This window comes from Flavobacterium sp. (assembly GCF_036405015.1).
In the GTDB taxonomy this organism is placed as follows: domain Bacteria; phylum Bacteroidota; class Bacteroidia; order Flavobacteriales; family Flavobacteriaceae; genus Flavobacterium.
Genome location: NZ_DASWYK010000060.1, coordinates 1 through 22,173, shown reverse-complemented (window position 1 = coordinate 22,173; position 22,173 = coordinate 1). Strand labels below are relative to the sequence as shown.

At 32.6% G+C, this 22,173-nt stretch carries 18 protein-coding genes and 2 tRNA genes; 14 read left to right on the top strand and 6 right to left on the bottom strand.

Annotation, left to right across the window (positions count from 1 at the left end; translation table 11 throughout):
- Positions 1–2: 2 nt before the first annotated feature.
- Positions 3–737, bottom strand: a complete 735-nt coding sequence (locus VGE71_RS04800; RefSeq protein ID WP_331137271.1) for a carboxypeptidase-like regulatory domain-containing protein — start codon at positions 735–737, stop codon at positions 3–5.
- A gap of 198 nt (positions 738–935) precedes the next feature.
- Between VGE71_RS04800 and pepE the strand changes: the two genes are divergently transcribed.
- Positions 936–1,643, top strand: coding sequence for a dipeptidase PepE (pepE, locus tag VGE71_RS04795; RefSeq protein WP_331137270.1), 708 nt, complete (start codon positions 936–938; stop codon positions 1,641–1,643).
- Between the two features lie 134 nt (positions 1,644–1,777).
- On the opposite strand, the gene VGE71_RS04790 is transcribed toward pepE, so the two are convergent.
- Positions 1,778–1,850: transfer RNA gene (locus tag VGE71_RS04790), tRNA-Gly, on the bottom strand.
- A gap of 106 nt (positions 1,851–1,956) precedes the next feature.
- Positions 1,957–2,029, bottom strand: a tRNA-Gly gene (locus VGE71_RS04785).
- 135 nt (positions 2,030–2,164) lie between these two features.
- On the opposite strand from VGE71_RS04785, the gene VGE71_RS04780 reads away from it, so the two are divergent.
- Entirely contained in the window at positions 2,165–2,602 is a 438-nt protein-coding gene (locus VGE71_RS04780; protein WP_331137269.1) for a GNAT family N-acetyltransferase, read from the top strand.
- 3 nt (positions 2,603–2,605) lie between these two features.
- Positions 2,606–4,189, top strand: coding sequence for a L,D-transpeptidase family protein (locus VGE71_RS04775; protein ID WP_331137268.1), 1,584 nt, complete (start codon positions 2,606–2,608; stop codon positions 4,187–4,189).
- On the opposite strand, the gene VGE71_RS04770 is transcribed toward VGE71_RS04775, so the two are convergent.
- The gene (locus VGE71_RS04770) at positions 4,178–4,903 is read right to left on the bottom strand and encodes a murein L,D-transpeptidase catalytic domain family protein (protein WP_331137267.1); all 726 of its coding nucleotides are present in this window, start codon (positions 4,901–4,903) and stop codon (positions 4,178–4,180) included. The genes VGE71_RS04775 and VGE71_RS04770 overlap by 12 nt on opposite strands.
- 480 nt (positions 4,904–5,383) lie before the next feature.
- On the opposite strand from VGE71_RS04770, the gene gpmI reads away from it, so the two are divergent.
- Complete coding sequence (gene gpmI / locus VGE71_RS04765; RefSeq protein WP_331137266.1) at positions 5,384–6,901, top strand: 2,3-bisphosphoglycerate-independent phosphoglycerate mutase; 1,518 nt, start codon at positions 5,384–5,386, stop codon at positions 6,899–6,901.
- A gap of 225 nt (positions 6,902–7,126) precedes the next feature.
- On the opposite strand, the gene VGE71_RS04760 is transcribed toward gpmI, so the two are convergent.
- Entirely contained in the window at positions 7,127–8,380 is a 1,254-nt protein-coding gene (locus VGE71_RS04760) for a DUF445 domain-containing protein (protein ID WP_331137265.1), read from the bottom strand.
- 237 nt (positions 8,381–8,617) lie between these two features.
- Between VGE71_RS04760 and map the strand changes: the two genes are divergently transcribed.
- The 7 genes from map to VGE71_RS04725 all read left to right on the top strand — a co-directional run bounded on the left by map (position 8,618) and on the right by VGE71_RS04725 (position 18,066).
- Positions 8,618–9,436 carry a type I methionyl aminopeptidase gene (gene map / locus VGE71_RS04755; protein ID WP_331137264.1) on the top strand — a complete coding sequence of 273 codons (819 nt, stop codon included), beginning with the start codon at positions 8,618–8,620 and terminating at the stop codon, positions 9,434–9,436.
- A gap of 142 nt (positions 9,437–9,578) precedes the next feature.
- Positions 9,579–10,355, top strand: coding sequence for a class I SAM-dependent methyltransferase (locus tag VGE71_RS04750; RefSeq protein ID WP_331137263.1), 777 nt, complete (start codon positions 9,579–9,581; stop codon positions 10,353–10,355).
- 126 nt (positions 10,356–10,481) lie between these two features.
- Positions 10,482–13,388 (top strand): DEAD/DEAH box helicase, encoded by a 2,907-nt coding sequence (locus tag VGE71_RS04745; RefSeq protein WP_331137262.1) that lies wholly within the window; start codon positions 10,482–10,484, stop codon positions 13,386–13,388.
- Between the two features lie 74 nt (positions 13,389–13,462).
- A complete protein-coding gene (locus tag VGE71_RS04740) occupies positions 13,463–14,722 on the top strand; it encodes a DUF5103 domain-containing protein (protein ID WP_331137261.1) in 1,260 nt (419 codons plus the stop codon).
- Between the two features lie 79 nt (positions 14,723–14,801).
- The gene (gene apaG, locus VGE71_RS04735; protein WP_008467225.1) at positions 14,802–15,188 is read left to right on the top strand and encodes a Co2+/Mg2+ efflux protein ApaG; all 387 of its coding nucleotides are present in this window, start codon (positions 14,802–14,804) and stop codon (positions 15,186–15,188) included.
- Between the two features lie 155 nt (positions 15,189–15,343).
- Positions 15,344–16,969: an L-glutamate gamma-semialdehyde dehydrogenase gene (pruA, locus tag VGE71_RS04730; RefSeq protein ID WP_331137260.1), complete on the top strand. Its 1,626-nt coding sequence runs from the start codon at positions 15,344–15,346 to the stop codon at positions 16,967–16,969.
- Between the two features lie 365 nt (positions 16,970–17,334).
- Positions 17,335–18,066 (top strand): hypothetical protein, encoded by a 732-nt coding sequence (locus VGE71_RS04725; RefSeq protein WP_331137259.1) that lies wholly within the window; start codon positions 17,335–17,337, stop codon positions 18,064–18,066.
- A gap of 63 nt (positions 18,067–18,129) precedes the next feature.
- On the opposite strand, the gene rsmG is transcribed toward VGE71_RS04725, so the two are convergent.
- Complete coding sequence (rsmG, locus tag VGE71_RS04720; protein WP_331137258.1) at positions 18,130–18,759, bottom strand: 16S rRNA (guanine(527)-N(7))-methyltransferase RsmG; 630 nt, start codon at positions 18,757–18,759, stop codon at positions 18,130–18,132.
- Between the two features lie 107 nt (positions 18,760–18,866).
- Between rsmG and VGE71_RS04715 the strand changes: the two genes are divergently transcribed.
- The 3 genes from VGE71_RS04715 to VGE71_RS04705 all read left to right on the top strand — a co-directional run bounded on the left by VGE71_RS04715 (position 18,867) and on the right by VGE71_RS04705 (position 22,062).
- Entirely contained in the window at positions 18,867–19,964 is a 1,098-nt protein-coding gene (locus VGE71_RS04715) for an acyl-CoA desaturase (RefSeq protein ID WP_331137257.1), read from the top strand.
- 75 nt (positions 19,965–20,039) lie between these two features.
- Positions 20,040–21,230 (top strand): pyridoxal phosphate-dependent aminotransferase, encoded by a 1,191-nt coding sequence (locus VGE71_RS04710; RefSeq protein ID WP_012023823.1) that lies wholly within the window; start codon positions 20,040–20,042, stop codon positions 21,228–21,230.
- Positions 21,231–21,606: 376 nt separating this feature from the next.
- Positions 21,607–22,062, top strand: a complete 456-nt coding sequence (locus VGE71_RS04705) for a PA2169 family four-helix-bundle protein (RefSeq protein WP_331137256.1) — start codon at positions 21,607–21,609, stop codon at positions 22,060–22,062.
- The last annotated feature ends 111 nt before the right edge of the window (positions 22,063–22,173 follow it).

Sequence of the window (22,173 nt, the reverse complement as noted above, 5' to 3'; positions counted from 1 at the left end):
ATTTACTTATTCTCACTCGCAATAATTTCTTTATACTTAACCGCCAATTCTCCTAAAAGAAATTCTGTTGAAGTTTTATTTTTAGAATTTAAAATCACTGTAAATTTTTCATTTTCTACAGCATAATATTCAAAGCCTTTGACATATTCAGCTGGAATTTTCAAACGGTCAATAAAATGATCCAAACTAAACATATTCTCCAAAAGCCTCATAAAAAACTCCTTTTTCTCTACGGCAACTTCCTTTTTGAGCATGGCAGTTCTTCCTGAGAAAAAATTCAACAAAGGATCGGCAGAAACAGATCCGCCTGCCATAGTTCCGGCATTTGCTGTAGCGTTTAAAGCAGTTGCTGTCTCCAATTTTCTTTCTGCTGCAGTATATTTCTTTTGCCCATTCGGAATTATTCCCAAATTTTCCGCATTAATATTATCATATCTCTTAATCACAACTTCTTGTAACTCATGCATCACCATAGTAAGTTTTACAGAAAAATTAATATTTAGAAAATCTTCCGATTTCAGCATAATCCTTTTCTCCTTAAAATTAATTGACGAAAAAACCAATACATCATCTGCTTTTGCTGAAATAGAAAAAGCTCCAGAAACATCTGTAGTAACCGTTTCTTCTGTTTGAGCGTTAATTACATAGACGCCTTCCATATTTGAAGTATTCGAAACTACTTTACCGTTCAATACAGAACGATCCTGAGTTTGAGACAAACATGTCTGACCTATCATAACAACTAAAAAACACGTGATTTTTTGAAACAAAACAAGATAATTTAAAAATATTCTTAAAACGGTAAAAATATCCTAATCTCATCCAAATTTAATACTAATGAGTTGGTAAAAATATGTTAATTAAAATCTCAAAAAAACATTCACAAAAAAGAGTTTTTAATATCTTTATACATCAAAATTTGAGTTAAAAAAATCATGAAAAGTATTATTATTGCTAGCACCTCAACTTTACATGGAGGCAATTATTTAGAATATATTTTACCTATTTTACAATCGCATTTCAAAAACTGCAAAACCATATTATTTATTCCTTACGCACGTCCTAGTGGAATATCACACGACGAATACACCCAAAAAGCAGCAGAAGCATTTTCTAAAATCAATATAAAAGTAAAGGGAATTCATGAATTTGAAAATGCAGAAGACGCAGTAAAAAATGCTGAAGGAATTTTTACAGGAGGCGGAAATACTTTTTTATTGGTCACTCAGCTTTACAAAAACAACATTATGCAGTTAATTTCTGAAACTGTAAAAAATGGAACACCATACCTTGGATCGAGTGCAGGAAGTAATATTTGCGGACTATCAATGCAAACTACTAACGACATGCCTATTATTTACCCGCCAAGTTTCCAGACATTAGGATTAATTCCCTTCAATTTAAATCCGCATTATTTAGATGCCGACTTACAATCTAAACACATGGGAGAAACACGCGAAACAAGAATTAAAGAATTTCATGCGTTTAATACAATTCCTGTTTTAGGCTTAAGAGAAGGAAGCTGGCTGGAAGTAAAAGGAGATAAAATCACTTTAAAAGGAGACTTGAAAGCTCGTTTATTCAGACAAAATCAAGAGCCACTAGAATTAGAAACAGAAAGTGACCTAAGCAATCTGAAATAATTATCAAACCATATAAGTGATGTAAGTTCATTTAAATCTAAGCTTAAAAAAACTTACAATTTCTTATATCACTTATATGGTTTAAAACAAACAAAAAACAAAAAAGCCTCAAACAATGTTTGAGGCTTTTAAAGAGCGAAAGACGAGGCTCGAACTCGCGACAACCAGCTTGGAAGGCTGGAGCTCTACCAACTGAGCTACTTTCGCATTAACAGGGTGCAAAAATAAATAAATTAATTTTTAAAACAAATAAAAATCAAAAAATATTTATTTTTGACTAAAAATCGAAACAAATAATGTTTAGATTTTTTAGAGCGAAAGACGAGGCTCGAACTCGCGACAACCAGCTTGGAAGGCTGGAGCTCTACCAACTGAGCTACTTTCGCATTGGTGGTGCAAATATAGAAAGAAAGTTAAGTTCAAAACAAGCTTTTTGGCAAAAAAAATCAATAAAAAACAACAATAATTTATAACTTATTTAAAATTAAAAAGTTATAAATTGAATATTTTTAAAAAAAATCATGATTACAATCAAAGAAATTACATCAAAAGAGACTTATGTTGTTCGCCAACCTGTTTTAAGAAAAGGAAAACCAATCGAAAGTTGCATCTTCGAAGGAGACGATCTAGAAACAACGCATCATTTCGGCTTATTTGATGATGAAAATTTAACAGGAATTATTTCGTTATTCGATAAAATCAATCCTATATTTGCCGAGCCAAATCAAGCCCAAATCCGAGGAATGGCTATTTTAGAAACCCATCAGAAAAAAGGGTTTGGAGAAGCTTTAGTTAAACATTGCGAAACCTACTGCAATGAACACAAAGTCGATTTAATTTGGTTTAACGCCAGAACAGCCGCTGTCGGTTTTTATCAAAAAATGAATTACCAACCCCTGGGTGATCCATTTGATATTAAAGACGTTGGCGAACATTATTTGATGTTTAAAAAATTATAACCTATGAAAAAACTTTACTCTTTAGTAGTAATATGCATTTTTGTGAGCTGTAAAAAAGAAGCTCCAAAACCCGCTCCTGCCACCAAAAAAACGGTGCCAGCAATCCTACTTACAGATGAGAGAAAAGTTGATGTTGACACCGCAACTTTAAGCACTTTTAAGAGTGAAACTTTAAAACAATTTTATCTAGCATCTGAGAATAAGACTGTTTGGGGAAATCTTGAAAAAAGAAAATACATCTTAACCCAATTAGAAAACTCAGACAAACTAGGTTTAGAACCAGAAGATTATAAAGCTTCTCAGTTAAGAAAGTTCGAAAGCAAAATCAGCTCGCTTAGTGATTCTGATTTAGCAACTTATGATATATTACTAACTTATAATTTCGAAAAATATCTCAATCATTTATATAAAGGAAAACTAGACCCGAAGAAACTTTATGGAAATTGGGATTTGGAAGAAAAGACATTTGATGTAAATAATATACTGATTAAAGCTTTCAATAAAAACAAATTAGATAGCATTGTCGAAAACGTTCAGCCTAAAACACAAACGTACAAAGAGCTTTTGAAAGCATTGGAAATCATAAATACTTTTCCAGACGAAGATATTGAAAGTATTAAATCTACAGACAAAATTGTTTTAAACGATACAAACTCGGCGTTAATAAACATCAAAAAAAGACTTTTATACTGGAATGATATGTCTGGAAAAGACAGCCTTACAAAGATATACAACCAAAAGACATTTGAAGCCGTTAAACGATTTCAAGAAAGACATGGTTTAGCTTCTGACGGAGTTATTGGCGTTGGAACAATTAACGCTTTGAATTATTCTAAAGAGAAAAGAAAAAATCAGATTATTGCTAATTTGGAGCGTTGGAGATGGTATCCGAACGAATTAGCCGAAAATTATTTCATTATCAATATTCCAGATTACAGTTTGAATGTTGTAGAAAACCAAGATACGACTTTGGTTAGAAATGTTGTGGTTGGAACGAGCAAAAGAAGAACTCCTATTATTACTTCTTTTTTAAAAACAGTTGTTTTTAATCCGACATGGACTGTTCCTCCAACAATCCTGAAAGAAGATGTTGTTCCAGCAATGAAACGAAACCGAAATTATCTGGCCAAGAAAAATATCACCATTTACGACACATCTGGTAATGTTGTTGATCCTCTTTCATGGAATGAAAAAAAACCAAACAATTATCGCTATGTACAAAGTCCAGGATATTACAATTCTCTAGGTTTAATGAAAATTCTATTTCCAAATCATCACAGTGTTTATCTTCATGATACGAATCATCGTAATATTTTTGGAAGAAACAATCGTTCTATGAGTTCAGGATGTGTGCGTGTTGAAAATCCGCTAGAATTGGCACAACATATTTTAGATGTTGATGGAAACTGGCCTCAAGATAGAATTGATACTATTATTGCTTCTAAAAAAACAATGAGCTTTAAAATCACCAAAAAATATTCTTTATATCAATGGTATTGGACAGCATGGAGCAAAAAAAATCAGCTCCTATTCAGAGCTGATATTTATAATTTAGATTCGGATTTATATGCTAAACTAAGAGATTAGCCTCTCCTCCATCGTAAAACTTCTTGATGGGTGATAAATATATAAACACGATTTATCTTTAATAACTTGAATTATTTCATCAGTCAATTCAACTGGTAAAGCAGGACATCCTTGACTTCTGCCTAATCTTTTATGATCTCTGATAAAAGATTCAGAAACATAATCTGCACCATGCATTACAACACCTCTTTGGCGTGCATTGTCGTTTACACCATTTTCCAAGCCATCTAAACGCAATGAAGCGCCATGTTTTCCTTGGTAAATTTCACCTGTAGCATAAAACCCTAAACTACTTTTAAATGAAGAGTTTAAGTTTGAAAATGCTGTAGCAAATTCTTCTCCAGTATTTCTACCATGCGCCACAAGAGAATTAAACAAAATAGTGTTGGTTGTCAAATCAATCACCCACAAACGTTTTGTGTTTGATGATAAACTGAAATCAATAAGTGTCAAAATATTTTTCTTAACAACTCCTCTTTCTTTCAACAAATAAAATCCTTTTAAAGCTTCTGTAAAAGTTTTAAATTCTGGCATCTTAAAGTTGTTAGCATTCAAGGCATTATAAACACTTTCGATTTTAGAATCAACTGTAACTTTTTCTACTTTAGCAATCGATTTTACAGTAACGTTCTTTTTAAGGTCTGTAGTGGTTTTTGAGTCTTTTCCAAAAGACAATAGCAAAAACACGAATAGTGGATAAATCTTGTAAATCATTGAATTTCTTTAGGTTAAACAAAAATTTGGGTATCGCAAAAGTATAAAAAATTCACTCCCTGCAAAATACAAGCCTGATTTTCAGGCCTTTTTTGTTTAAACTTTAACATTATTAACATAAAAATGCGATTTATGTAAGATTTTATCTTACGCTAAAAATCATAACATTTTAGTCCGTTTTCTTAAAAAAACATCAAAAAGTGGAAATCTTGAAACGAAAACTTGATTAAATACAACAAAATGAGCTGATAATTCTCTAATTTAAAAGACTTTGTTTAAGCTTATATCATTTTGTTGAATAATATTGTCCATCAAAAATAAAGTCTGAAATAGGACTTCGCGTGAATTAATTTTAAAAAATAAAGGCTTCTATAATTAAATTAATATTTTTTATCAAACTTCATTTTATTAAACATAAATGTTCTGTTCTGTTCCCGCAAAGTTTATAAATGCCTTATCTTTGTAGAAAACAAAAAAGTAATGAACAAAAAAGTTATCCTTATGATTTTAGATGGTTGGGGAAAATCTCCTGACCCTAAAGTATCTGCAATAGACAATGCAAATGTTCCTTTTATAAACAGTCTTTACAAAAACTACCCAAGTGCTCAACTTAGAACTGATGGTTTAAATGTTGGTTTACCTGAAGGTCAAATGGGAAATAGTGAAGTTGGACATATGAATCTTGGTGCCGGAAGAATTGTATACCAGGATTTAGCTAAAATTAACTTAGCGGTAGAACATAAAACATTAGCAACAGAACAAGTTTTAATTGACGCGTTTAATTATGCTAAAGCAAATAATAAAAAAGTACACTTTTTAGGATTAGTTTCAGATGGTGGTGTTCACTCACATACTTCACACCTTCGCGGATTAATCGATGCTTCTCAAGAATATGGTTTAGATCAAGTATATGTTCACGCTTTTACAGACGGACGTGACGTTGATCCAAAATCTGGAGCAAAATACATTCATGATCTTGAAGATTATATTAAAGATACTCCTGTAAAAATCGCTTCTATCATTGGTAGATACTATGCAATGGATCGCGACAAACGTTGGGAACGTGTAAAACTAGCTTATGATCTTGTGGTTAACGGCGTTGGAACTCCATCAACAAATGCTGTTGCAAGTGTCCTTTCAAGTTATGAAAAAGATGTTACAGACGAATTTATCGAGCCAGTTGTTATCGTTGATGAAAATGCAAAACCTCTTGCTACAATTGTTGAAGATGATGTTGTAATCTTCTTTAACTTTAGAACAGACAGAGGTCGTGAACTGACTGAAGCACTTTCGCAACAGGATTTCCACGAACAAAATATGCATAAACTAAAATTGTATTATGTAACCTTGACAAACTACGACGAAACATACCAAAATGTGAAAGTGGTTTATAATAAAGATAATATTACCGAAACTCTTGGTGAAGTTTTAGAAAAAGCTGGTAAAAAACAAATCAGAATTGCTGAAACTGAGAAATATCCTCACGTAACATTTTTCTTTTCTGGCGGTAGAGAAACTCCTTTTGAAGGTGAATCTAGAATCTTAAGAAATTCTCCAAAAGTAGCTACTTATGATTTAAAACCAGAAATGAGCGCTTACGAACTAGCTGATGCTCTTGTTCCTGAATTGAACAAAGGTGAAGTTGATTTTGTTTGCTTAAACTTCGCAAACGGAGACATGGTTGGCCATACTGGAATTATGGAAGCTGCAATTAAAGCTTGCGAAGCAGTTGACGCTTGTGCAAAACAAGTTATCGAAGCTGCTCTTGCAAATGATTATACTACAATCGTAATTGCAGATCACGGAAACTGCGAAACAATGATCAATCCTGATGGATCTCCAAATACAGCACACACAACAAACCCAGTGCCGATTATTTTGGTTGACAAACAACTAAAAAGCATTCAAGATGGTGTTTTAGGTGATATTGCTCCAACAATTTTAGAATTAATGGGCGTTCAGCAACCAAATGCTATGACTTGTCATTCACTTTTGTAAAAGCTTTTTAACCATATAAGTGATATAAGTTCATTTAAAAAAACAGAACTCACAGAAAGAGGCGAATTCTAAAGAATTCGCCTCTTTTATTTTTTTTCTCACACCTGTTTTGTCATTTCGACGAAGGAGAAATCTCCGCAAGTAGCTCCGCTCCTAAAAACATCAATCTTTATAGAATTTCTACCGAAGATTTCTCCTTCGTCGAAATGACAAGATTGTAAATATTTACACTACGAGAAGATGATACAACTGCTCCACTCCATAAATCACAAGTCCAATAATTCCGCCCACTAAAGTTCCGTTGATTCTGATGTATTGAAGATCTTTTCCGATTTCTAATTCTAATTTTTCTGAAACTTCTTTTCCATCCCAGCTTTTTACTGTTGACGAAATCAAATCACCAATTACCTTTTTATTATTGAGAAGAACCGAAAGGAGATCGTTTTTAATGAAATTATTGATTTTATCAATCATTACAGGATCTTCTTGAATTCCGTTTCCAAAGGTTTGAATTAAATTAGAAATATTATTTTTAATGGAAGATTCATCTCCTTTATTTAAATCATTGGTGATTGAAAGTTTGATTTCATCCCAAATTCCGTTGATATAATCCTGAACTTCCTTTTTTCCAACAAAACCTAAAATCATATCATTGATTTTAACTCTCATTTCTTCTGAGTTTTTTACCTTCTCCAGAAAATTAAAAATATATTCATCAATCTTTAATCGAACAGCGCTTTCAGGTTTTTTGGCTTCATTCAGAAAATCCTGCAGACCATTAAAAACTCCTTCTGTAATACTTTTATCAGCCAATCCAAAACTCAATAACGGAGTTGAAGCTTTTACTTTCTGTCGAATTAAGTCTTTATTATTAGTCAATTCGGCACTCATTACTTCAAGAAGATTGGTCAGCATTTGATTTTTTAAATCTCCTTTTTGCAAAGGTTCTAAAGCAACGGCAACCCAGTTTCCAAAATTTATTCCTTCCATTTTTTCTTTAAACTGAACTTGAATAAATCTCTTGACATCTTCATCTTTTATAGTTCTTAAAACTCCAGGAATTATATTTACTGCTACAACATTGGCAATATTATTAGCATTTTCTTCCTGCGAAAGCCAATCTGATGCTTTGGTTGCGAAATTGAATTCATCTAACTTGATTTCCAGTTTTTCACGATCTAAAAATTCCTCCGAAACAAAATTTCCAAGATTTTCCCCAATTTCATTTTTCTTGGTCGGAATAATAGCGGTATGCCAAATCGGAATTCCTAGCGGATGACGAAACAACGCTACAACAGCAAACCAATCGGCAATTCCACCGACCATTGCGGCTTCACTAAAAGCTTGAAGTATCGGAATTTTATAATAAATGGCGATGATAAATAATAAGACTGCAATACCTAAAAGAGACAAAGCATTTCTTTTCATTTTCTTTAACGCCTTTATTTTTTGTATATCTTGATCTGTAATAGTTTCCATGATTACAACGGTTTTTACTACTAATTTAGGGCTTTTTTCTGAAAAACTTAGTTATTGTTAGCCACGAATTCACGAATTATTTCAAAAAATTTACCTTTAAATTCATCAATAATAAATTTGCGAAATTCGATTTTCAACGTTTTTGATTAGAGATAATTCGTGAATTTGTGGCGAAAAAAAATTACCTGAAAAATGAGATAAAAATTGTACTTTTGCGAACTGAAAAATGGAAAAAATATGATTATCCAAAAAACTAGGGAAGAAATCGAATTAATGCGCGAAAGTGCCTTAATCGTATCAAAAACATTAGGAATGATTGCTTCTGAAATTAAAGAAGGAGTTACTACATTATATCTTGACAAATTAGCCGAAGAATTTATTCGCGATCACGGAGCCGTCCCAAGTTTTCTTGGATTGTACGATTTTCCGAATTCGCTTTGTATGAGCCCAAATGCTCAGGTTGTTCATGGTATCCCTAATAATGTTCCGCTAAAAAGTGGTGATGTAATTTCGGTTGACTGCGGAGCTTTTAAAAATGGTTTCCACGGAGATCACGCTTACAGTTTTGAGATTGGTGAAGTTGCTCCAGAAGTAAAAAAACTTTTAAGAGTTACAAAAGAATCTCTTTACGTTGGAATTAGAGAATTTAAAGCTGGAAATCGCGTTGAAGATGTTGGAAATGCGATTCAAAAATATACTGAAGCTCACGGTTACGGCGTAGTTCGTGAATTAGTTGGACACGGTGTTGGACAAAAAATGCACGAAGCTCCTGAAATGCCAAATTATGGTAAAAAAGGAAGAGGAAAACTTTTTGTTGAAGGTATGGTGGTAGCAATTGAACCGATGATTAACATGGGAACAAAAAACATCAAACAACTTAAAGACGGCTGGACAATTCTAACTGCTGACGGAAAACCAAGCGCGCATTTCGAGCATGATGTAGCTTTAATCGATGGAAAACCAGAATTATTATCGACCTTCCAATACATCTACAAAGCTCTAGGAATCGAAAGCAATGAAGAGGATGAGTTTAGACAAGTTCCATTGGTATTGTAGTTATTAGCCAAGATTCTAAAATTAAAAAACATTCGAACTCCTGCAAGGTTTTTAAAACCTTGTAGGTGTCTTTTTCAAACTTAAATACCTACAAGGTTTTAAAAACCTTGCAGGAAAACAAAAAATATTTTGGAACAACCCCATGAAGAAACTTTTCAAATTAGTTTTAAATACAATACCGCGTCCATTATTAATTCGTTTGAGTTATGTAGCACGTCCTATTTTAGCCTTCTCATTAAGAGGAGACAAATTTACTGATCCAATTGATGGAAAAAGCTTTAAATCGTTTTTGCCATACGGATACGGAAAACAACGTAATAATGTGCTTTCGCCAAGTACACTTTCTTTAGAAAGACATCGCTTGCTTTGGTTGTATTTAAACGATCAAACTGATTTTTTTACAGCTCCTAAAAAAGTATTGCATTTTGCTCCGGAACAAGCTTTTTACAAATTATTCCGCAAGCAAAAAAATCTGGATTATACCACAACCGATTTACTTTCACCTTTGGCAGATGTAAAAGCAGATATTTGTAATCTTCCCTTTAAAGACAACGAATACGATGTGATTTTATGCAATCACGTTTTAGAGCATATTCCAGACGATACTAAAGCAATGCAGGAATTATTTCGCGTTTTAAAACCAGGTGGAATGGCGATTCTTCAAATTCCACAAGATTTAAATCGTGAAGTGACTTTCGCAGACGATTCAATTACAGATCAAAAAGAACGCGCTAGAATCTTCGGACAATATGATCACGTTCGTGTTTACGGACGCGATTATTTCAATAAATTAAGAAGTATTGGCTTCATTGTAATTGAAGAAGATTACACTAATAAAATTACACCTGAATTGGTTGAAAAATATTGTTTAGCAAAAGGAGAAATTATTCCGCTTTGCTTTAAACCACAGGAAAACTAAACCGTTTTTTTGAACCATACAAGTGATATAAGTTCATTTAAAAGAGTTTTCAAATTATTGATATTTTGAAAACTCTTTATTTTTTGCCCCAATCCCAAATTATAAGCCAACCAAATCCCTACACCTTTGGAACCTACAAAATCATTTCAATTTTGCTTCGACATCAGCTTTGAAAAAAATCTGAACACTTTTATTCCAACCTCATACATCGTTGAGAATACAGATGAAATTAAATATTTAAACAAAAAAGCAACTTCTGGGGTATTGGAAAGCTTCGGAATTAGTTTTGACAATTTAGATTCCAATACCAAAAAGATTCTCACTGCTTGTGAATCATTAAAACCTGAATTTATTTTTAAAAAATTCAGTGCCAAAATTAAATCAGCCAAAACTATTGCAGATTTGCAGAAAGATTCTAAAATTGAATTTGCAATTCGTCAGCATTTAAAATTCCACCTCGGTTCTTTTTACAATTTGATTGTACAAGAACAGTTTCCATTATCTCTAAACATTGGTCCTGAAAAAGATTTTTATCGTTCGAGAGTCGATGTTAATCCGCTTTATTTTGAACCACAAATTCAATTCGACAAACATTCTGAAGGAATTACCTATACCCTTTCTTTAAAAGAAAATGAAAAAGCTTTTTTACCAATGGAAAGTAAAGCTGATATTCTTTTAGATGAACCAGGCTGGTTAATTATCAATAAAAAATTAGGGCAGTTAAAAGAGCTTAATGCTAAAAAATTAATGCCTTTTTTAAAGAAAAAATCAATCGAAATTCCATCAAAATTAGTTGATGATTACTTTAAAAGTTTCATTCCCGAAATAGCCAAAAAAATTGATATTGAAGCAAATGGATTTGAAGTAGAAAATCGTGATAAAATTATTTCATGTACAATTCAGCCTGTTCATGATTTCTTTAAAAACTGTTATTATCTCAATCTCTATTTTGATTATGACGGTTATGTATTTGATGCTTCCAAAACAAAAAAAACACATTCGTTTGTAGATTTCAGCATTGCCAATCAGCCTAAAATTATTCAGTTTAAAAGAAGTCCAGACGAAACTTTATACACAGACAAATTAGCCGAATTAGGTTTAAACATAATCAAAAACGAATTCTACGGATTAAATTCAGAAGTTGAGAATTCCGATCCTTTTCTCAATATTCAATTTATTATTGATCATAAAGAAGAACTGAAAAGCTTAGGATTTACAATTGAAAATCTGAAAGTTGAAAGCAAAGAAATTATTACTGAAAGCAATACCGTTTCGATTGCAAAAGAAACAAAAGCAGATTGGTTTGACATTAAAATCATTATTACGATTGGAAATTATAAAATCAATTTCAGCGAAATTATTCCAAATATCAAAAGTAAAGAAAGACTTTTTCAATTACCTGACGGAAATTATTTCCTGATTCCTTTAGAATGGTTTAGCAAATATGGCTCTTTGGCAAAATTAGCCAAAGTAGAAAATGGCGAATTACTTTTACGTAAAAGCAACTTTACGGCATTGGATGGAATTTCAGAAATCGATAATGATTTAGAACAAATTCATAAAGCCGAATTTACAGGTTCAGAATTAATCAAAGCGACTTTAAGACCATATCAAATTGATGGTGTAAAATGGCTTTTAGGACATTTTAACTCGAATATGGGGGCTTGTCTGGCTGATGATATGGGACTTGGAAAGACTTTGCAGACATTATCTGTTTTGGTTTCTGTACAAGAACAATTAGGCTTTACAACAAAAACTACCAATTTCGATTTATTTGCTAATGAAACTACAATTGAAAGAGAACCGCTCAAAGCTTTAATAGTTCTCCCTTCATCACTAGTTTTTAACTGGTTTAATGAAGCTGGGAAGTTTACGCCTCACTTTTCGAAAATGCAATATGTTGGTAATGACAGAAAATCTTTAGCGAGCAGAATAAACTCAACCGATTTGATTTTTACAAGTTACAGCATCATTCATCGTGATATTGCTATTTTAGAAAAATACGATTTCCGTTACTTGATTTTGGATGAAAGTCAATACATTAAAAATAAAGATTCTAAGATTTTTAAAGCCATAAATAAAATCAGTACGGGGCATAAAATAGCGCTAAGTGGAACACCAATCGAAAATTCGCTTGACGATTTATGGTCGCAAATGCAGTTTATAAACCCTGATATTTTGGGGAATTATAAATTTTTCATGGATAATTTTAAAACTCCTATTGAGAAAAGACAGGATGAGAATGTTTTATCAGAATTAAAAAATCTTGTCCAGCCTTATATTTTGCGACGAACCAAAGAACAGGTTTTAAAAGATTTACCAGAATTGACGGAGCAGATTTACTATTGTGATATGGATCCTGAACAAGAGAAATTATACGAAAAAGAAAAATCTAAAGCGCGTAATTTCCTTCTTAAAACAGACGGATCTGGTCCAGACAAAATCAGTATTATTAATACTTTGATGAAGTTGCGTCAATTGAGTAATCATCCTAAAATGGTAGATCAGGAATCAGAAATTGATTCTGGAAAATTTATAGCGGTTACCAATTATCTGGAAAATTTGGTAAAAGCAAAACAGAAAGTAATCATTTTCAGTTCGTTTGTTACCAACCTAAGTTTTTATACAGATTGGTGTAAAGAAAATAAAATAGAATATTGCGAAATTACAGGCGAAACGCCTGCCAGTAAAAGAGAACAACAAGTGAAAGTTTTTCAGGAAAAAGAAAATCCGTTGTTGTTTTTTATTTCGTTGAAAGCTGGTGGTGTCGGTTTGAATATTACCAAAGCTTCTTACGTTTTATTTTTAGATCCTTGGTGGAATCCTTTTGCAGAAAAACAAGGAGTTGGCCGAGCTCACAGAATTGGGCAGCTGAATAAAGTTAATGTGATTCGATTTATTTCGAAAAATACAGTTGAAGAAAAAATCATCAAATTGCAGGAAAACAAAAAATTATTATCTGATTCTCTTTTAGAAGAAAGTTATATCAATGATGAAATCGAAGCTAATTTGGAGTACATTTTAAATTCTTAATACGTTAAACCAATAAAAGAGTCTGTTTTTCGTTGTGTAAAATTGTTATATTTACAATCTTACAACACTATAAGATGTCAAAATTTTTATATCAAAGCCTTTTATTTTTTTTCTTCGTTAATTCGATAACAGCGCAGGAAATACAGAATGAAGTTGAACCTCCTTATAATATTAAAACCGTTTCATTTGTTCAAAATGGTAGTAATGTAGTACCTGTTTTCGAATTAGGTTCTACATTTGCATTTCAGTTTGACGATTTATTTGGCAACGAGGCTAATTATTATTTTGAAGTTCTTCATTGTGATTATAACTGGAAACCAACTGACATTCCGAAAACAGATTACATAATAGGTTTAGACAATCAAAGAATTAATGATTATTCTAATTCATTTAATACGCTTCAGATTTATTCACACTACAGACTTTCTTTTCCGAATCAGTTTACAACACAGTTGAGACTTTCCGGAAATTATATGCTTAGAATTCTTAATGAAGACCGTGAGTTGGTACTTTCTAGGAAATTTATTTTGTACGAAAATCAATCAACTGTAGCTGCACAGGTAAAAAGAAGCCGAAACCTTGGCAATATTGAACAAAAACAAAATTTGGATTTTGCCATTTCGTCTAACGATATTACTTTTCAAACGCCTTTACAAAATGTAAAAGTGCTTCTTTTTCAAAACGGAAACTTTAATACGGCTATTAAAAACATTGTTCCTCAATATACAATCGGCAATCAGCTGATTTACAAATATGATAAAGAAACTCAATTTTGGGGCGGAAATGAATTTTTATATTTTGAAAACAAAGATATTCGTGCTGCCAGCAATAATGTCGCAAAAATAGGCTCGAATAGCGATATTTACAATGCTTATTTATATACGAGTCAGGCAAGAGGAAATCAGATTTACACGAACTATGAAGATGTAAACGGAAACTTTGTTGTTAAAAACATTAATGGTTCTAACAATGATATTGAAGCAGATTATGCCTGGGTTTATTTTACACTCTCTGCTCCAGCATTTAGATTGAATAAAGATATTTACATTACAGGAATGTTTAACAACTACAGTCTTGCTCCAGAATATAAAATGGACTACAATACAGACAAAGGAGTTTTTGAAAAAGCCATTATGATTAAACAAGGTTTTACCAATTTCCAGTATACTGTAGCTGACAAAAAAGGAAATATTGATTACGAAAATGCTATCGATGGCAACTTCTATCAGACCGAAAATGAATATACAATTTTAGTGTATTACAAAGAGGCAACAGATCGTTATCAGCGTGTTATTGGTAAAGGAAATGCAAACTCTATCAATATAGTCAATTAAAACAATGTTAAGGTTCTAGATTAAAAGATTTTTTTTCGTAGCTTTGCCACTATAACACACACATATATACTGCGTTAGTATGGTTTCTCAGATTACACGAGGCATAAAAATATCTGTTTTGACTAGTTTTGAAGGTACTTACTTCAAGAACTACAAGATTCATTTTGCTTTTAGTTATGTAGTTACGATTGAAAACCACAGTAAAGATTCAGTGCAATTAACTTCACGCCACTGGGAAATTTTTGATTCATTAAATGATTTAGAAGTCGTAGACGGCGAAGGTGTAATTGGCAAAAAACCAGTTTTAAAACCTGGTGAAAATCACACTTACAGTTCTGGCTGTTTACTATCATCTCCGTATGGAGCAATGAAAGGTCATTTTAATATGATCAATTTTACTACTACAAAAACATTCAAAGTAATCGTTCCTACTTTTAGAATGTGCGCTCCTTTTGCTTTAAACTAAAGGTATCTTTTTAGAACGTTTTCTTTTATCGTTATCTTAATCATAAAATTATCAATTTATTAATTTATCCTTTGTACTTTTGTGCAGCGTTAGATTATTCGTAACAAATCAAATCGTCTAACAGTAAATTATCTAATAATCTAATTTTAAATAACATGCTTAAAGGATTTTTTCATGTACCTAAAGCGGTAAACGAGCCTGTAAAAAGCTACGCACCGAACTCACCAGAAAGAGCAGCTGTTCAAGCGGCTTACACTACAATGTGGAATTCTCAAATTGACGTTCCTTTACATATTGGAAGCGAAGAAATCAGAACTGGAAACACAAGAAACATTACAGCTCCGCACGATCACAAACACGTAGTTGGAAAATATCATTTAGCGGAAAAACAACATATCGAAAAAGCTATCGCAAATGCTCTTGAAGCAAGAAAAGCATGGGCAAACATGGCATGGGAACAGCGTGCTGCTATTTTCTTAAAAGCTGCTGAACTTATTGCAGGACCATACAGAGCACGTATAAACGCTGCTACAATGATTGGTCAGTCTAAAAATATTCACCAAGCAGAAATCGATGCTTCTTGCGAATTAATCGACTTCTTGAGATACAATGTTGAGTTTATGACTCAAATCTACAACGATCAACCAAAATCAGATTCTACGGTTTGGAATCGTGTAGAATACAGACCTTTAGAAGGTTTTGTTTACGCCATCACTCCTTTCAACTTTACTGCTATCGCTGCTAACCTTCCTGCAAGTGCTGCAATGATGGGTAACGTTGTGGTTTGGAAACCAAGTGATAGCCAAGTATTTTCTACAAAAATCATTTTAGATGTTTTCAAAGAAGCCGGAGTTCCTGACGGCGTTATCAATGTGGTTTTCGGAGATGCTTTAATGATTACTGATACTGTTTTGGCTAGCCGTGATTTTGCTGGTGTTCACTTTACAGGATCAACTCATGTATTTAAAGATATCTGGGCTAAAATTGGAGCAAACATTCACAATTACAAAACGTATCCAAGAATCGTTGGTGAAACTGGAGGTAAAGATTTTATCATTGCTCATCCAAGCGCAAACGTAAAACAAGTGGTTACAGGAATTACCCGTGGAGCATTTGAATTCCAAGGACAAAAATGTTCTGCAGCTTCTAGAGCTTACATTCCACAAAGTTTATGGCCAGCTGTAAAAGAACAATTAATTGCTGATGTAAAATCTATGAAAATGGGTTCTCCAGAAGATTTTGGAAACTTTATTACTGCAGTTATTCACGAAGGTTCTTTTGACAAATTAGCTAGTTATATCGACCAAGCCAAAAAAGATGCCGACGCTGAAATCATTGTTGGAGGAAACTACGATAAATCTGTTGGATATTTTGTTGAACCAACAGTTATTGTAACTACAAATCCAAAATATACTACAATGGAAACTGAGTTGTTTGGGCCAGTTATCACAATTTACGTTTATGAAGATGCAAAATGGGAAGAAACTCTTGAATTAGTTGACACTACTTCTGAGTACGCTTTAACAGGAGCTGTTTTCAGCCAAGATCGTTATGCTATTGAAGTGGCTACAACCAAATTACAAAACTCTGCTGGAAATTTCTACATTAACGACAAACCAACAGGAGCAGTTGTAGGAATGCAACCTTTTGGTGGAGCAAGAGCTTCCGGAACTAATGATAAAGCAGGTTCTGCATTGAACTTATTACGTTGGGCTTCTCCAAGAACTATCAAAGAAACTTTTGTAACTCCAGAAGATTACAGATATCCTTTCTTAGGTTAATTTAGTTTAAAAATTTCAGGTTTCACATTGCAAATCTGACAATATAAAAAAGCCGAATCTAAAAAAGATTCGGCTTTTTATTTTTCCTTCAACCTACAAAAGATGACATTTTTAGAATGTCAATAAGTATAAGTTTTCCAATCTTAATAGGTATCAAATTTTTCATTTCTTCATTACAAGTACTTCAAATAAGGATTCACAATATACTTTGTAGTAATTTTCTTATTTTATTGATTTTCAACAACATAGGTTCGTCAAAAAACTTATTTTGATATTTTAAAAACTTATAGCTCCTTTTGAAAAAAAAACATCACAATACATTTGTCCTATGAAAATCACTAGTAAAATCTAAACAATTTAAGCTTATGAAAAATTTAAACAATGTACCAAAAATCATATTAGAATCAAAAAGCATTGGTCACGCAATTGATTTTAAATGGAACAAAAAGAAAATAAATGAATTATTAGATCCTTTAGGAGAAAATGAAGATTTAGAAAATTTATTAACACAAATTAACCATAAAGCTTCTGTTGGTTTGGCAGCCGCTTTATTAGAATGGGTTTATTGGCGTTTTACGGGATATACAAAAGTAACAAATGATACTCAAAAACGTATTGAAGCTCTTTGGTGTTCTATAGAAAACTTAGAGCAAACTAAACCATTATTATTTGATACCGATTTTGAAATTCCTGCTTCTGGCAATGTAGACGGACCATTATGGATTGCTCATATGAATGTGAGAATGATCGATATTTTATACAGAAAAGGCTCTTATTACTTGCAAAACGAACTTACCGGATTAGTATTGTTAGCACGCCATATCACTCCTAAAAAGAAAGTATTTGACAGATGGTTTAACCGCGTTATGGTAGATTTAATTTGCTTATATCCATCAGAATATCAAAATTTTGATCTAAACGAAATGGAAGAAAACATTTATGATTCTTCTAACGAACCTTTAATTTGCCGTGATTTCTTCTTTGATTCTGAATTCAAACCTACTAATGAAGCATCAGAGATTGCAATACATGGATTTATTGACAACTTGAATTATCAAGCAAATCAATTTTTAAATCCTTTTAGAATTCATTCTTAGTTTTTTAATAGTTTTTATTAAAAAAATAACCCGTAGATGTTTTACTCTACGGGTTATTTCTTTTTAAGGTTTAAATTTTAAAGGAAGATGGACTACTTTTTTTGTTTCAAAAAACTCATCTTCAAAAATATCAGCTAAATCATATAAAGTAGCATTAGGAAAATCTTTAAGCTCTTCTGTCAAATCTCCTCCTTTTAAATAAAGAATTCCATTTTTCAATTTATGTTTATGCTGTTTTTTGATTTTATCTTTTATCCAAGAAACAAAATCTGGCATATTGGTAACGGCTCGGCTCACGATAAAATCAAAATCACCTTTAACCAATTCAGCACGTTTTTGTTCGGCTTTTACATTTTTTAATTCTAATGTATCTACAACTCCTTGAACCACTTTTATTTTTTTTGCAATAACATCAATTAAATAAAAACGGGTTTCAGGAAAAAGAATCGCTAACGGAATTCCAGGAAAACCACCTCCTGTTCCAACATCCAAAACTGTCGTTCCAGGTTCGAATCTCATCACTTTGGCAATTCCTAACGAATGCAAAATGTGTTTTGTATATAAAGAATCAATATCTTTTCTAGAAATTACATTGATTTTTTCGTTCCAATCGTGGTATAAAAAGTCTAATTTTTGAAATTGTTCGATTTGAAGATCGGTCAAATCCGGAAAATATTTCAATATCTCATCCATTGCTGTAAATTTTTAACAAAAGTACTACTTTACGATTGAAATATTTAACTCAATTTTGCAAATTGAAAATTTATAATAATTACCTTTGAAATCTATTTAAATTAATTATGAATAACACTGCTCCAACTTTTGCAAGGCAAGATAATCTGAAGTTCTTCAGAACACTTAACTCACGAGTAAACAATTACTTCAAGGAGAATAACATTCAGAAAACCGGAAACTGGAAGTTACATCTAAAAGCTGTTATTCTATTTGCTGTTTTCTTAACTCCCTATTTTTTAATCCTTACACTAAACATGCCTTTTTGGGTAATGCTTTTATTGTCTATCGTTATGGGAATCGGGATGGCTGGAGTTGGAATGAACGTAATGCACGATGGTAATCATGGTTCCTATTCCAACAAAAGCTGGATTAATAAGTTTATGGGCGGAACTATTTATGTTTTAGCAGGAAACGTTTACAACTGGCAGGTACAGCACAATGTTTTACACCATACTTACACTAATATTCCAGGACACGACGAAGATTTAGATGCAGGACGAATCATTCGTTTTACAGAACACGCAGAATGGCATCGTTTTCATCGTTTTCAACATTATTATTCTGTTTTCTTATACGGTTTACTGACTTTCAATTGGGCTTTAACAACCGATTTTAAGCAAATGAGAAACTACTTAAAAAGAAAATTATCTTATGGAGAACCAAAAAACCCTAAAATTCTTTGGACAACATTAATCATCACTAAAATGATTTATGTGTCAATTTGGATTGTTTTACCAATGGTAATCGGAATTACATGGTGGAAAGTTTTGATTGGATTCTTCGCAATGCATTACACAGCAGGATTAATCTTAAGTATTGTGTTTCAGTTAGCACACGTTGTGGATCACACAACCAACCCAACTCCAAATGATTTAGGAGAAATGGATAATACTTGGGCAATTCACCAATTGTACACTACTACCAATTTTGCACCAAAAAATGCAATTGTAAATTGGTACACAGGCGGATTAAACCATCAAATAGAACATCATATTTTCCCAAATATCAGTCATATTCACTACGGTAAAATTGCCAAAATTGTAAAAGAAACAGCAAAAGAATGCAACTTGCCTTATTACGAATATAAAACCATGCGAAGTGCTGTTATTGCTCACTTTAAACACTTACGTGATTTGGGAATGAAACCTGAATTATCAGTTTAAAAAACTAAAAAAATCTATTAATAATAACCTTCCTTAAACAACACAGCAAATTTAAGGACATTCAAAATTTTTATAATGAATCATATTCTTTCGGACAGAATCAACAATCTTGCAACTTCGCAAACATTAGCAATGGCTGCTTTGGCACGCGAATTAAAAGCACAAGGAAAAGACATTATCAGCTTAAGTTTAGGTGAACCAGATTTCAACACACCTGACTTTATTAAAGAAGCTGCAAAAAAAGCAATCGACGACAACTATAGTACATATTCTCCTGTTGACGGATACCAAGATTTAAAAGAAGCTATCTGCAGAAAATTCAAAAGAGACAATGATTTAGAGTACAAACCATCTCAAATCGTAGTTTCAACGGGAGCAAAACAATCTTTATATAACATTGCGCAAGTAATGTTAAACGATGGTGATGAAGTTATTTTACCAGCACCATACTGGGTTTCTTATTTCGAAATCGTAAAACTTTCTGGCGGAGTTCCTGTTGAAGTTCCAACTTCTGTAGAAACAGATTTCAAAATCACTCCTGAACAATTAGAAGCAGCAATTACACCAAAAACAAAAATGATGTGGTTCTCTTCTCCATGTAATCCTTCAGGATCTGTTTACAGCAGAGAAGAATTAACAGCTTTGGCTAAAGTTTTAGAAAAACACCCAAATATTTACGTTGTTGCAGACGAAATCTATGAGCACATCAATTTCTCAGGAACTTTCTGCAGTATCGGTTCAATTCCAGGAATGTTAGAAAAAACAATCACTGTAAACGGAGTTGCAAAAGCATTCGCCATGACAGGATACAGAATTGGTTATATTGGAGCTCCAGAATTCATCGCAAAAGCGTGTACAAAAATTCAAGGACAAGTAACTTCTGGTGCAAATTCTGTTGCACAGAGAGCTACAATTACAGCTGTAGATGCAGATCCAAGCGTATTAAACGAAATGGTACAAGCTTTCCACGGACGTAGAGATTTAGTTGTTGGATTATTAAAAGAAATTCCAGGAGTGAAAATCAACGTACCAGAAGGAGCATTCTACGTATTCCCAGACGTTTCTTCTTTCTTCGGAAAAACTTTAAAAGGACACGAAATTAAAGATGCAAACGACGTTTCTATGTATCTTTTAGCAGAAGCAAACGTGGCTACAGTAACTGGAGATGCTTTCGGAAATCCAAACTGTATTCGTTTCTCTTATGCAACAAGCAACGACATCTTAAAAGAAGCATTACGCAGAATCAAAGAAGCTTTGACTGCATAACAATATTCTAAGTTTTATTAAAACGGCTTAAGGTTCAAAAGTTTCATCACTTTTATACTTTAAGCTGTTTTTTTTATGCAATTAATTTGGGCGTGCCCCTCCGGGTCGGGCTATCCGTTACAAGTCCTCGCCTGTTCGTTCCTCACGGCTGTGGGCTTTCCACTCCTATCCCTCACGCAAACGAAAAAAAAAGAAACTATTATTTTTCAGAATTAAATTTACAACATCAAAAATTTGAGAAATTCGTGGCAAACCAAAAAATAAGTTTCAAAATTCCCATTCCACAATATTATAAAATAGCAATAGCAATCCTGTAAAACAAAGCTCCTTATAATTGCAAACTTTGTAACATATTAATTTCAAAAAATTATATGTCATGACACATGCAGAAGAAACCACCACAGAAACAATTAAAACTTTAGAAGGATTAATTTCAATTCTTGAAGATGGAAAACTTGGATATACAAATGCAGCGGAGCATGTAGAAAATCCAGCAATGAAAACCGATTTCCTAGAATATGCCCGCGAAAGAGCTTTATTTATTGTAGAGTTGCAAAACCAAATCAATAAACTTGGAAAATCGACAGATACTTCAGGCGGAGGGCCACTTGGAGCTTTACACCGTACTTGGATAGATATTAAATCTGCTTTTACAGGAGGCGATACCGAAGCTATTATAAACGCCTGTATTACTGGCGAAGAAGCTGCAATCGAAAAATATAAAATGGCACTCGAAGAAAACCATTTGGAACACGATCAGATTTATATCGTTTCCAAACAATTGAATAGTATTCAAAATACTTTATCACAAATTAAAATGAGAGCTAATTGATCGATCGATTCATGCTTTTTTTTTTGAAACTGCTCAGTCTTCGGATTGGGCGGTTTTTTTTCACAAAAGCCTTAAAAAAAAAAAAAAAACAAGAAATAACTTAATTTATTA